The sequence below is a fragment of the Nostoc sp. CCY 9925 genome (genome assembly GCF_963920935.1).
In the GTDB taxonomy this organism is placed as follows: domain Bacteria; phylum Cyanobacteriota; class Cyanobacteriia; order Cyanobacteriales; family Nostocaceae; genus Nostoc.
Genome location: NZ_CAWUDO010000158.1, coordinates 1 through 12,808, shown reverse-complemented (window position 1 = coordinate 12,808; position 12,808 = coordinate 1). Strand labels below are relative to the sequence as shown.

Annotated in this window: 12 protein-coding genes and 1 pseudogene; 5 read left to right on the top strand and 8 right to left on the bottom strand. The window is 42.4% G+C overall.

Annotated features, from left to right (window positions below; translation table 11 throughout):
* Positions 1-716: 716 nt before the first annotated feature.
* From ACM0OY_RS37245 to ACM0OY_RS37235, 3 genes are all read right to left on the bottom strand, one after another.
* Positions 717-1,820, bottom strand: a complete 1,104-nt coding sequence (locus ACM0OY_RS37245; RefSeq protein WP_414573742.1) for an AI-2E family transporter — start codon at positions 1,818-1,820, stop codon at positions 717-719.
* A gap of 151 nt (positions 1,821-1,971) precedes the next feature.
* Positions 1,972-2,406 (bottom strand): NUDIX hydrolase, encoded by a 435-nt coding sequence (locus ACM0OY_RS37240; protein WP_414573741.1) that lies wholly within the window; start codon positions 2,404-2,406, stop codon positions 1,972-1,974.
* A 22-nt stretch (positions 2,407-2,428) separates the two neighbouring features.
* Complete coding sequence (locus ACM0OY_RS37235) at positions 2,429-2,917, bottom strand: hypothetical protein (protein WP_414573740.1); 489 nt, start codon at positions 2,915-2,917, stop codon at positions 2,429-2,431.
* Between the two features lie 229 nt (positions 2,918-3,146).
* Here ACM0OY_RS37235 and folD point away from each other — a divergent pair, with 229 nt between their 5' ends.
* The 3 genes from folD (at position 3,147) to ACM0OY_RS37220 (ending at position 5,778) form a co-directional block, all read left to right on the top strand.
* Entirely contained in the window at positions 3,147-4,025 is an 879-nt protein-coding gene (gene folD / locus ACM0OY_RS37230) for a bifunctional methylenetetrahydrofolate dehydrogenase/methenyltetrahydrofolate cyclohydrolase FolD (protein WP_414573739.1), read from the top strand.
* A gap of 158 nt (positions 4,026-4,183) precedes the next feature.
* A complete protein-coding gene (gene crtE / locus ACM0OY_RS37225; protein WP_414573738.1) occupies positions 4,184-5,116 on the top strand; it encodes a geranylgeranyl diphosphate synthase CrtE in 933 nt (310 codons plus the stop codon).
* Between the two features lie 206 nt (positions 5,117-5,322).
* Positions 5,323-5,778, top strand: coding sequence for a divergent PAP2 family protein (locus ACM0OY_RS37220; RefSeq protein WP_414573737.1), 456 nt, complete (start codon positions 5,323-5,325; stop codon positions 5,776-5,778).
* A 15-nt stretch (positions 5,779-5,793) separates the two neighbouring features.
* Here ACM0OY_RS37220 and ACM0OY_RS37215 read toward each other — a convergent pair whose 3' ends face one another.
* The 5 genes from ACM0OY_RS37215 to ACM0OY_RS37195 all read right to left on the bottom strand — a co-directional run bounded on the left by ACM0OY_RS37215 (position 5,794) and on the right by ACM0OY_RS37195 (position 8,828).
* Positions 5,794-5,964 carry a hypothetical protein gene (locus ACM0OY_RS37215; protein ID WP_414573736.1) on the bottom strand — a complete coding sequence of 57 codons (171 nt, stop codon included), beginning with the start codon at positions 5,962-5,964 and terminating at the stop codon, positions 5,794-5,796.
* A 41-nt stretch (positions 5,965-6,005) separates the two neighbouring features.
* On the bottom strand, positions 6,006-6,650 hold the full coding sequence (locus ACM0OY_RS37210; protein ID WP_414573735.1) for a hypothetical protein: 645 nt from the start codon (positions 6,648-6,650) through the stop codon (positions 6,006-6,008).
* A gap of 194 nt (positions 6,651-6,844) precedes the next feature.
* Positions 6,845-7,174, bottom strand: coding sequence for an MgPME-cyclase complex family protein (locus ACM0OY_RS37205; protein ID WP_414573734.1), 330 nt, complete (start codon positions 7,172-7,174; stop codon positions 6,845-6,847).
* 65 nt (positions 7,175-7,239) lie between these two features.
* Positions 7,240-7,959, bottom strand: coding sequence for a SnoaL-like polyketide cyclase (locus tag ACM0OY_RS37200; RefSeq protein WP_414573733.1), 720 nt, complete (start codon positions 7,957-7,959; stop codon positions 7,240-7,242).
* Positions 7,960-8,102: 143 nt separating this feature from the next.
* On the bottom strand, positions 8,103-8,828 hold the full coding sequence (locus ACM0OY_RS37195; protein WP_414573732.1) for a pyridoxine 5'-phosphate synthase: 726 nt from the start codon (positions 8,826-8,828) through the stop codon (positions 8,103-8,105).
* Positions 8,829-9,263: 435 nt separating this feature from the next.
* Here ACM0OY_RS37195 and ACM0OY_RS37190 point away from each other — a divergent pair.
* Positions 9,264-9,854: pseudogene (locus ACM0OY_RS37190) on the top strand (serine/threonine protein kinase); the annotation flags it as partial.
* A gap of 290 nt (positions 9,855-10,144) precedes the next feature.
* On the top strand, positions 10,145-12,808 hold a 2,664-nt coding region (locus ACM0OY_RS37185), incomplete at its 3' end, for an ATP-binding protein (protein WP_414573731.1).

Below are 12,808 nucleotides of genomic sequence, written 5' to 3'. Positions count from 1 at the left end.
TGAGCAACTTTACTTTCCGTTACATACTTTGGTTTTTTTGCGCCATTCTACTTAGTCAGGCGATTAGCTACTTAAGATTTACTTTACGAATCAGCTCTAAGTTTAATCAGCTTAGTGGTAATTTTTTCATTTTTTTTTCTTTCATAACCCCAAAAATTGGTAAAATCTAAGTCATTAATCCAAAAATGCAGTATTGTATTTCTCTTTTTTGGCAAATAAATCGTAAGTGAAAACCTGCTTATAAACGCTGTAATCAAAGCTGAATAAGGACACAGCAAGTATCTGGCTAAAAAATTTAGATTTGCTTAAGCTTAGAGGTTCTTTGAAAATTGTTTCTCTGTGACTTTAGACACTTTTAGATCCCTCCTAACCTAGTCCAGTCGCTTCACTTGGGGAGACCCCAAGACCACGCTGCGGCACGCTGGTAACAAAATAACCAATCTTTAAATTGCTAGAACCCTTGATTTTTAAAGCTCTTTGTGGAATGAAACAGCCCTGCCTTAAAAAGGGGGAACCGGAATTAAAGTCTCCCTTTTTAAGGGAGATTTAGAGGGATCTATGACTTTTAATACCAACAAGAGGACTTTTCAAACATCCTCTTAACTACGATCCTAAATATACTGAGACTACTACTGCTAGATGAATCAAAATTGTCTGTCTCCACAATTTCACAACTCAAATATAATTACTATGTAGTTAATTTAAATGATTAAATGCTAACTATAAGTTCCTGCTGTTTCATTTGTAACTTTTGTAGAGTCTAACTCAATATCATCTATTTTATTAAACTCGCCAGCACGCCAACTATCTGCAGTATCCTTAATGAAACTGGCAATGGGAATTGCGATTAACAAACCCAGCACGCCTCCAAGTTTAGCCCCCAGCAGTAACGAAATTACTACCCATACGGGATTTAAGCCAGTTAAATTGCCGAGAATCCGAGGCGCAATAACATTAGAATTAACTTGGTCGATCGCAACAGCTACACCTAAAACTTCTACTCCTAGCCAAAAGTTTTGCAACGCTACCAAAAGACTGACTATAGCGATACCTATTCCTGTACCAAAGGGAAACAAAGAAAACAAGCCAATACCGATGCCAAAAAGTAGCGCTAAGGGAACTTGCAAAATCCAAAATGCTAGTGTAATGGTCAATCCCAAGACAGCACCCAATGTAGCCTGACCGATAAAATAATTGTGGAAATCCTCTCGGAGTAACTGCCGGATTTTTGAGCCAATATTAGGATGAAACCATTGAAAAATCCCATCCCAAAGACGTTCGCCGTTCAATATGAGGTAGATAGTCAGTACCACCGCCAGCAGGACGTTGACCACAATACCAATAGTATCAACAGCAAAACCGAGAATTCTCCCTGTGAACGACTGGAGTTGATTAGATAATCTTTCTAAAATTTCGCTGACCAAAGCACTTAAATTAATGGGTAGGTGCTGTTGACTTAACGCCCAATCTTGGAAAGCTTGTAACTGCTGAGTACCAGAATCAATCCAACTAGGCAAAATATTAGCTAATTCGTTGAGTTGTTCTATAATCAGCGGCACCAAAGTGATGCCTAAACCCCCAATAATCACCACAGTCAAAAGCAACACTCCCCCAATCGCTAAGTTCCGTTTCACCCCTTGTTGCTGAAGAAACTGAATTGGATAGTTCAAAACAAAAGCCAGTAGGATAGCAGCGGCAATAATGCTCACTAGAGGTTGAAAATATTGCACAACCTGGAGCAACAGCCAGCCGTTGAGAATAATAATGGGGAATGCCAATCCTATACTTAACCATCGTGGCAGTTTGTTTGCTGATTGCATTAGTGATGACTACTCCACAAGAGTTTTAACTTTATTTTGTCTGGGGGGAGCTGGGAGGCAGGGGAGCCGGGAGCAGGGAGCAGAGGGGAGGAACTTCTCCTCTGCACCCTGCCCCTCTGCTTTTTTCCCATGCCCAATACCCAATGCCCATTTAGATTTGATCCTTCTCGATAAAATCCAACATAATTCGCTGATGCATTTGCCCTAATGGTCGCACTTCATCGGCATTTTTTGAATAACATTTACCTTGGTGAATATCTTCTGGACTCAATAATCCCATATCCCAGCCTTCATTCAAAACCAATTGATTCAACTCCACTAAGAGTGGTGCATGAAAAACATGACGGACAACTTTTTCATCGTGATAACAACCAAATTCAACAAAGGGTGGTAATGTGTAGCCGATTTCTTCTAAAATTTCTCGTTTGACTGCCACATCCGGCGTTTCACCAGGTTCGATATGACCTCCGAATAGCGCCCAATGACCAGGATAAGGAATATTGGGGATGTTGTCCCTTAGTTGCATGAGAAATTTGTTGTTTTGGTAGAGAATAGCGATCGCTACATGTACTGGTTGGTTACTCATATATTCATTTTTAATTGTTAAATTACTCTTCTTCTAAATAAATTTCTCCCAGTTCTTTGCCAGCTAAAGGAATACTCCGGTAGCGAACTTTACCCTTAAACACTACTTGCGATCCCTCTGGCAAACTTTTTTGATTAGTGACAACCCAAATTTTGCCGGTTGTGTCATCTATTTGATAAGCCCATTGCTTCATCAGCGGAGCTTGCTTTTCTACCTTACCTTGGATGTAAACTGTAGCCTGATTCTTTCGTTCTGGTTTAATTTCTCGAATTGGGGTGACATTAGCGCCAAATTTTAAGCCAGTTCCACTCAAGCCAGAGGAGGCTAAATTACCACAACTAGAAAGTCCTGCTACCAGAAACAAAGCTAATCCTACACGGTAGAAAACAATACTCTCCCCGTACAAGAACGTAAGGGATGAATTTCTCTTTTGTTGCATGAAAGCCACCGATTGAGCAATTTTTTGCTTCACTGCTTGTTTTGTCGCCACTTTGATCGGGTCAGTTCCCATCTATAGTACTTTCTTCAGTTCTAGAAACACAGTCTTAAGAAATACAGGAAGTAGAGAGTGGGCAAAGAAGGTGTTTGTTTCATTCGTAGCTGCCGATGCGCCGCCATTAGGATGCTCTGAACTGAGCAAAAAATCTGCTGATTCCAGCTTTAATCTTTTATTCTTTAGATAACCCACTCCCCTTTTCAATCAAACTTCCGACAAAAGACGAACATAGCCAGAAATTCTCATGAAAACACAAACTGCCAAAATCCTTGATGGTAAAGCTTTAGCTGCAAAAATTCAGCAGGAACTTTTTGTTGCCATTACCGAATTACAACCAAAAGTTGGACGACCCCCAGGCTTAGCAGTGCTGATGGTTGGTGATAACCCAGCTTCAGCTGCTTATGTACGCAATAAAGAAAAAGCCTGCGCTAAAGTTGGTATAGCTTCTTTTGGCAAGCATTTTCCCGCCCAAACGACCCAAGGGGAATTAGAAGAGGTCATTACTAAACTCAATCATGATGAACGGGTGGATGGCATTCTCGTACAGCTACCCTTACCTAAGCATTTGGATGCTGTTAGCTTGTTACATCAAATCGATCCTGATAAAGATGCCGATGGACTGCACCCAGTGAACTTGGGGCGGCTAGTAAGGGGAGAAATCGGTTTACGTAGCTGCACCCCTGCTGGTGTGATGCGGCTTTTAGAAGAATATGAAATTCCTTTGCAGGGAAAACAGGCAGTAGTGGTGGGACGTAGTATTTTAGTGGGTAAGCCAATGGCATTAATGCTATTAGAAGCTGATGCTACAGTCACCATTGCTCATTCGCGATCGCACGATCTCAAAGCGATCACTCAAAATGCTGATATTCTGATTGCAGCAGTAGGTCGTCCCGGACTGATCTCTGCTGATATGGTAAAACCGGGCGCTGTTGTGGTAGATGTGGGAATGAATCGGGTCACTGATGCCACTGGCAACAGTCGGCTAATTGGTGATGTCGATTTAGAATCAACTGCTGCCGTAGCAGGATTTATCACCCCAGTTCCTGGTGGTGTTGGACCAATGACTGTCGCCTTATTGTTGCAAAATACATTTGCTAGCTATTCTAGGGCGGCAAAAAAGTGAGAAGTGATGAGTTAAAAGTTATGAGTTAAATTCTCAACTCCCAACTCGTAACTGCTAATTCTTGACTCTTAACTCCCAACTCCTCATTTTTTCAGCCCCACAACAACTTAAAATTGTGACGTATAAGACAAAAATCTCGAAATGTCAGGAATTTAAGAATGGTAGCAACTGATAACTTTCAAAAGACACCATCAGAGGAAGCCAACTTTAACCTAGCAGCCTATCTCAAAGAACGGCAAAGGCTTTGTGATACTGCTTTAGATCGGGCTATTCCCATCCTTTATCCAGAAACAATTTATGAGTCGATGCGCTACTCGTTATTAGCTGGAGGTAAGCGTGTACGCCCGGTTCTCTGCCTTGCTACCTGTGAAATGATCGGTGGTACCATCGAAATGGCTATGCCAACAGCTTGTGCAGTGGAGATGATCCACACAATGTCTTTGATTCATGATGACCTGCCGTCAATGGATAATGACGATTATCGTCGCGGAAAGCTAACGAATCATAAGGTCTATGGCGAAGATGTGGCAATTTTAGCTGGAGATGGTTTGTTGGCTCTGGCTTTTGAATATGTTGCTCTTCAAACTCCTGAAAATGTTCCCAGAGATCGAGTTTTGCAGATAGTTATCCGTCTTGGCCGGGCTTTGGGGGCAGCTGGTTTAGTCGGCGGTCAAGTTGTCGATTTACAGTGTGAAGGTAAATCAGATATTTCTCTAGAAACGCTGAATTTCATTCACGAACACAAAACAGCCGCCCTTTTGGAAGCGTGTGTAGTTTGTGGCGGGATCGTAGCTGGGGCATCATCTGAAGATGTGCAACGACTAAGCCGTTATGCTCAAAATATTGGGTTAGCATTTCAGATCGTAGATGATATTCTGGATATCACTGCTACCCAGGAGCAATTAGGCAAAACAGCTGGCAAAGACCAAAAAGCTCAGAAAGTTACGTATCCGAGCCTTTGGGGAATTGAGCAATCCCGCTCAAAAGCCCAAGAACTGATTCAAGCAGCTTGCGCGGAGTTAGAACCATTTGGGGAAAGAGCCAAGCCACTCCAAGCGATCGCCCATTTTATCATCAGTCGTCAAAATTAGTACAAAAAGGCAACAGGCACGGTTCGGCTCCGCTCACCGTCCGCAGACAAGAGGCATAAATGTTGACAGCATTAACTTTTTGTCCATTTTTAACCTTTGGGTTATTTCGTCCGTGATGTACTAGGTTAATTTGGGATTTTGGGTTGAATCTAAATGTTTCCTCAACCAACAACTGCTACTCACATCACTAACCTAACCACAATACCATGCAGGATATAGGCAACATTTTAGACAACCGGGTGCTGCTGGTTGCTCTGGTAGCTTGTTTAATCGCTCAAGCATTAAAACTCATAATCGAGATTGTCAAAAATCGTAAGCTGAATGTACGTGTTTTAGTGACAACCGGAGGTATGCCCAGTGCCCACTCAGCTTTAGTTACGGCTCTAGCTGCTGGTGTAGGGCAAACACTTGGTTGGGCGTCTCCTGATTTTGCGGTGGCAATGGTTTTTGCCATCATTGTGATGTACGATGCAGCCGGAGTTCGTCAAGCGGCTGGCAAGCAAGCTCGTATTCTCAATCAAATGATTGATGAATTATTTCATGAAAAACCAGACTTTAGCCAAGACCGTCTTAAGGAATTACTTGGACATACACCAGTTCAGGTAATAGCTGGGTCGGCTTTGGGTATAACCGTTTATTGGCTAGCTAGGTCTGCTTATTAAAGAAGAATGCAGAATTCAGAATACAGAATTCAGCAATTTTTTAGTGGGGGATTTAGACCCGCTGTTTTTTTGGGGATCGCTAAATTGTACCGCTACAGGGAAGCAAGCTAGCAAGAGCATCTCGTAGAGAAGATTTAGTGAGGAACTTAAACCTGCTAACTTCACTGCCACTTGTGCAGAATTCATACTGAATTCTGAATCCTGACTTCTAACTAAATTCTTTGTTGTTAAAATCTCACAGCTGACCGCAACAAAATCACCTTACGACTATTGACGATACTGGCAACAAAACCGCGATCGTTTAGCTTTTGTAATGTGTTATATGCTTCACTTTGGTTAGTAGTATAAACTGCCAGCAAGTAGGGGCGTTCTCCATAAGAAGCAAAACCTACGTTACCTCCCACCACTTGCTGTACACTATTTGCTAGTTCTGGGCGATTGTAATAATCTACCAATACTGCATAACCCTCTCCTAAGGCTTGAGGATTATAGGTGACTGTCTGCTGCTGAAGTGGCTGTGCTTGTACAACATCTGGTGCTGTTGGTCGAGTAGTAATGATAGCAGACAAACCAACAATATTACTGACATATCTTGCCCAGCGATTGGCATCATCGATTTGATTAAAGCCCCCGATGCGCGTCACAGTTTCGTTGAGATATTGGCAGGTGGTGGTTTTGAGTTCAGGCGGTAGGGCGCTACGCAACTGCTTTTGATTTTCTGCCGTGGGACTGACTACTAATAAAAGATACTCGCCTGCATTGGGTGGTTGACAATTGGGAATGGCTTGTTGGGCAAAGACAGAACTCATGCCACCAATCAACCCTGCAATCGCTAATCCTAAAACACTTGGTAAAGTCTGAAATCTCTGCACAAAAGTTACATAGATAAATTATGGTGTCATAAAAGATTTTATAAAGAAAAATGGGAAATGGGCATAGGGCATGGGGCATGGGGCATGGGTTATGAGAATGAGGGAGATGAGGGAGACAAACAGAATAATTCTTAACTCTTAACTGCTAACTCCCCAGTCCCCAGCCACCAGTCAACATTCCCAATGCCCAATTCCTAAGACACAGTAGCTAAAGATGCCAAGGCGTCAGGTATTGTCTCAGAAGGAGCTTGGAATTCTCCTGTGATGACGTACTCTAAACGCAATTTTAACCAAGTAATAAATTGGGCATTAGTGGAAATAATTGCTACTGCTGGTTGGGGACACTTCGCTTTTGCATCTGCAAACTGGGGCGCTTCTAAGAAAGCTGGTTGCTTAACCAGCCAAAAATCAATTTGTTTTTCTTGTTCGTGGTAATGACGGGTGCGTTCTTTGAGGACTTCCTCTATCGGTTCTTCTTGGAGAATAAAGCGTTGACTGGCTAAAACGTAATGATATGTTTGCATTTTCATCCTTTGCTTGTTATGTGAATGATTTCAGGGCACAGTACTACGCACTGTACCCTTAAGAGTTAACTTTTGTGGAACTTCTTGAACCAAGAACTGAAGGGACAAGCACTTCCTTGGTTATCTGCATTTGCTTGTTTGCCACCAGATGTTAGCTTGGTCAAGAACAGACTGTTGTCAAAGTAGTGTTCTAAGGAAACAATTTTTAAGTCATCGGTAACTTTTGCAATGCTCATGCCGATAATTTCCACCGTCTCTCCAGTAGGTGCATAGTCTTTGTATTGTCCGTTAAAATGTCCCCAATGCCGCCATTTAAATGTTACATTCGGTGGCCCTGAGAAAACTTCCAGCACTTCCCAAGGAAATCCTTGGGGAAATGTTGTGTGGAAGAGTTTTGCGGATGATTCAAAGCTTTCTTCTGAAGCCTTGTAGTGTTCTGAATCAGGCATGAATAGATTGTAAGTACCTTGGGCTGATAAATCTGCTGCTGTGTAATCTACTCCGCCATTAGTACTGACGCGAAACTTGTCATTCACAATAGATAACCACTGTTGCGGGTTAGCCTTAAAAGATACTTCCATCTCGAAGGTTTGCACCAAGTTTTGCACGATCGCTTCTAGTGTACCCTCAAGGTGATTGCGCGTACTTTCTTGAGCCAGATTTTCTTTGGAGCGAGAATAATCCGGTGGTGTCTGATACCGCCACTGGGTATCAATACTTTCTGCTATTACCCGATCGCGATCCTGTACCCAAAGCGGCAGGTTGTTAGACTGTGTTGCGCTCATAGAAGTTTTTGCTGAAGATTGATTTCTAGATTTCGCAGTTACAACCCCTCTGGGGGAGAGCAAGGGAGGCAGAGGGGCAGAGGAGAATAATTAAAAATCAATGCCTTTCCCCTTTTCCCTTTCCCCTTTCCCCTTTCCATGCCCTATGCCCCATCCCCCCGTATAGCTTCTTTCATCTCCCGGACTGCTCGTTCTATACCTACTAAGGCTGCCCGACTGATGATGGTATGACCGATATTTAGTTCTTCCATGCCACCTAGCGCAGCTACCGGGTAGACGTTCCAGTAGGTGAGTCCATGTCCAGCGTTGACTCGGAGTCCGGCTTGAATCGCTTGTTCACACCCTTTCGCTAAGACGGCTAATTCTCGGTGGCGATTTGTTTCGTCTTTAGCTTCAGCGTATTGTCCGGTGTGCAATTCAATAAATTTGGCCTGCACCTTGACAGATGCTTCGATTTGTGCTGGCTCGGCGTCGATAAATAAACTAACTGGAATGCCAGCGCTTTGCAATTTATCAACGATCTCACCTATTCTAGCAATTTGACCAACGATATCTAGTCCGCCTTCTGTTGTGACTTCTTCGCGTTTTTCGGGGACTAAAGTTACATAATCTGGTTTGATGTCGAGGGCGATCGCTAACATTTCATCTGTAGCGGCCATCTCTAAATTTAAGTGAGTTCTTACTGTTTGTCTTAAAATTCGCACATCTCTATCTTGGATATGCCGTCGATCTTCTCGCAGATGGACTGTAATTCCATCTGCACCCCCTAATTCTGCCAGCACCGCCGCTGCTACGGGGTCTGGTTCCACCGTCCGCCGTGCTTGCCGGATGGTGGCGATGTGGTCAATGTTAACGCCAAGTGTAGGCACCCCAAAATTCTCCCGAATCCACAGTCCTCGAACTTGATTTTACCGGAAATAAGGGGAGTTTGGCTTTTTGGCTATGGATGCCACAGACAATAAATGCGATGTCTATCTTGAAAAGTGACGCTCTTGCGTCGCTAACAGATGCCTGCGGCAAGCCGCCCTTCGGGCGTCTACGGCGAAAGCCGCCCAATACAGTTCGGTTAACGTGTTTATTCCTCGAAGATCCCCCCAACCCCTCTTAAAAAGGGGGGCTTATATCCCTCTTTTACCCCCTTTTTAAGGGGGTCGCCGTAGGCAAGGGGATCTTAACCGAACCGTATTGGAAAGCCGCCGCTACGATGGCTACGCCTATGCTCAAAATCAAACTGAGTTAGCTAAACCTCATATTTGGGCAAACTAGTTGAAATAAATCGCTGATTTCACAAGAGTTGATCAAACATGAATACAGCAGTTAACCCAATTGCCAAGCTTCTAAACTATCAAATTACCGAACAACTTTATACAAGCTTTAGAACGTTGGTTTTCCGTGCAATTCGAGAAGATGATCGACTTCCGGTGATTATTAAACTGCTTCATCAGGAGTATCCTACCTTCAGTGAACTCCTCCAGTTTCGTAATCAGTATACTATTGCCAAAAATCTCGACCTCCCAAGTATTGTTCGTCCCTACAGCTTAGAACCCTACTGCAATAGCTATGCCTTGGTAATGGAGGATTTCGGCGGTATTTCTCTGAGGGAATGGATGCAAACAGCAATGGAGAATAATCCAAACTTCTTGGAAGAGTTTTTAGATATTGCGATCGCTTTGAGTGAAATTCTCGACGGACTTTACCGACATCGGGTGATTCACAAAGACATCAAGCCTGCCAACATTCTCATTAACCCGCAAACTAAGCAAGTCAAGTTAATAGATTTTAGTATTGCCTCACTTTTGCCTAGAGAAAGCCAAGAAATTCAGAATCCTAATGTCTTAGAAGGTACCCTTGTTTACCTTTCTCCCGAACAAACTGGACGGATGAATCGCTCAATTGACTACCCAGGGCAAACGCATCTAAATTACTCTTGATCACAACGAAGGTTAAAAACCAACGAAAAAATCAGGATTTCGCGCTTGATTATTTTTTAAGCCCCAAAGCGATCGCCTAAAATTTTCGCAATAAGCAAGAGTTAATGACATTAATTTTAGTTCTATTGAGAATAGACTTTGCTTGTTGACATGATGCGGCCGCCCTGATTGACTACCGCAGCGATTACTACTCGCTGGGAATTACATTTTATGAATTACTGACTGGACAGCTACCTTTTGAGTCTAACGATGCGATGGAGTTGGTTCACTGTCACATTGCCAAGCAGCCAGATCAATTCAAAATTCCCTCTTGGAAAGTTCAGATCGGCGGAAGCCGCCGCTCTGACTTTCCGCAAAATTCAAAATTCAAAAATGAAGAAACGGTTCCTCCAGTTCTGTGTGATATTGTGATGAAATTGATGGCGAAGAATGCTGAAGAGCGGTATCAGAGTGCATTAGGACTGAAACATGATTTAGAGGTTTGTCGGCGTCAACTGCAAGAAACTGGACAGATTGAAACATTTGAATTAGCTAAGCGAGACATTTGCGATCGCTTTATCATCCCTGAAAAACTCTACGGTCGCCAACCTGAAGTTGAAACTTTATTGGATGCGTTTGAGAGAGTCAGCCAAGGAAGCACTGAAATTATGTTAGTAGCAGGCTTCTCTGGAATTGGCAAAACTGCTGTGGTTAACGAAGTCCACAAGCCAATTGTCCGACAACGCGGTTATTTTATTAAAGGTAAATTTGACCAATTCCAGCGCGATATACCTTTCTCTGCATTTGTGCAAGCCTTTCGAGATTTGATGACACAACTGCTGAGTGAAAGTGACACTCAACTCGAACAGTGGAAGTCTAAGCTTCTCAAAGCCTTGGGTGAAAACGGACAAGTGATGATTGAGGTGATTCCAGAACTGGAAAGTCTCATTGGTAAGCAGCCTCCTGCACCAGAACTCTCACCCAGTGCAGCACAAAATCGGTTCAATTTGCTGTTCTTAAAGTTCACTCAAGTATTCACTGCACCGCAACATCCCTTGGTAATCTTCATTGATGATTTGCAATGGGCGGATTCTGCTTCATTAAAGTTAATGCACTTGTTGATGAGTGAAGCTGACATCGGCTATCTACTGTTAATTGGTGCTTACCGCGATAACGAAGTCAACCCAGTACATCCGCTGGTACTGACTTTAGATGAGATCCAAAAATTAGGCGCTACAGTCAATACGATTACTTTAGATCCCCTCAACGAAATATCCGTCAATCATTTGGTTGCAGACACGTTGAGTTGTTCTTTGGAGTTAGCAATACCGTTAACAAACTTGGTATTAAGTAAAACCAAAGGCAATCCCTTCTTCTGCACCCAGTTTCTCAAAGCGCTACATCAAGATCGACTAATTACATTTAATTTTGAGGGTGGCTATTGGGAATGCGATCTTGCTCAAGTGCGAGCGCTCTCTCTGACTGATGATGTAGTCGAATTCATGGCAATTCAACTCCAAAAGTTGCCAAGACAGACTCAAGAAGTTTTGAAATTAGCGGCATGTGTAGGCAACCAATTTGATTTGATGACTCTGGCAATAGTCCATGAAAAATCCCAGTTGGAAACAGCCGCAGACTTTTGGAAAGCTGTGCAGGAAGGTTTAATTATTCCCATCAATGAAGTCTACAAATTTTATCAAGAGGAGTCGGAATTCAGAATTACGAATTCTGAATTTCAGCATGACAATTATCATAACTCTTGCTCATACAAATTTCTGCACGATCGCGTCCAGCAAGCCTCTTATTCGCTGATTCCTGAATCTCAAAAGCAAGCTACTCATTTAAAAATTGGGCAATTGTTGTTGAAATCTACACCGACAGAGGCTGTTGAAGCAAACATTTTTGATATTGTTAATCAGTTCAATGAGGGAATTGACATAATTGATGCAAAATCCCAAAAATATGAACTCGCTCAACTAAATTTCATTGCTGGCAAGAAGGCAAAAGCTTCTACTGCCTATAAAGCCGCTGTGAAGTATTTCACTTTCGCTATAGGCTTGCTCAGGGAAGATAGCTGGGAAACTCACTACAAACTCACTTTTAATTTATATAGAGAATGTGGAGAGTGTGAATACTTAATTGGCAATTTTAACAAAACAGAAAAGCTGTTTGAAATTGCTTTAAATCATAGCCATGACAAATTTGAACAGGCAGATATTTATGCGATTCAGATGTATCTGAAAATGACTCAGGGCGAAAACATCGAAGCTAGTATTCAAGCTGGACTGAAAGCTTTAAGCATCATGGGAATGCATTTGCCTGTCACTTCTGAAGAACAGCAAGCTGCTATCGAAACTGAAGAAGCAGAATTAAAAGCTAAACTGGCAGCAATTCGCCCAGCAGATTTATTTGATTTGCCTGAGATGACAGATCCAGTTCAGAAGGTTTGCATGAGTCTTTTAGCTGACGTTTGGGCAGCTGCTTATATGGGAGGACATCAAAACCTGAGTTGTCTGGCTACTCTATTAATGATTAGTATATCGTTGACTTATGGTAATGCTGAAAGCTCTGGTTTTGCTTATTGTTTGTATGGCACGAATCTAGCAAATCAAGGAAATTATCAAACTGCCTATGAATTTGGAAAGTTAGCATTAAAACTCGATCGCCACTTCAATAGTACTCAATTTATTTTTAAGACCAATAATATTTTTGCACATACAATTAACCCGTATAATCAGCATTTAAAAACGAATTTACCGCTTTCACAGCAATCATTTAAAATCTGTCAAGAAAATGGCAATTTGGTGTTTGGTGTCTGGGCAGTTTCTTTTTACATTTGGGGGATGTTGATTAAAGGCGATCGCCTATCAGATATCTATGCCGAAACTGAGAAATATCTCGGCTATGTACAACAAGTAAATGATGCGAATATGCTGTAC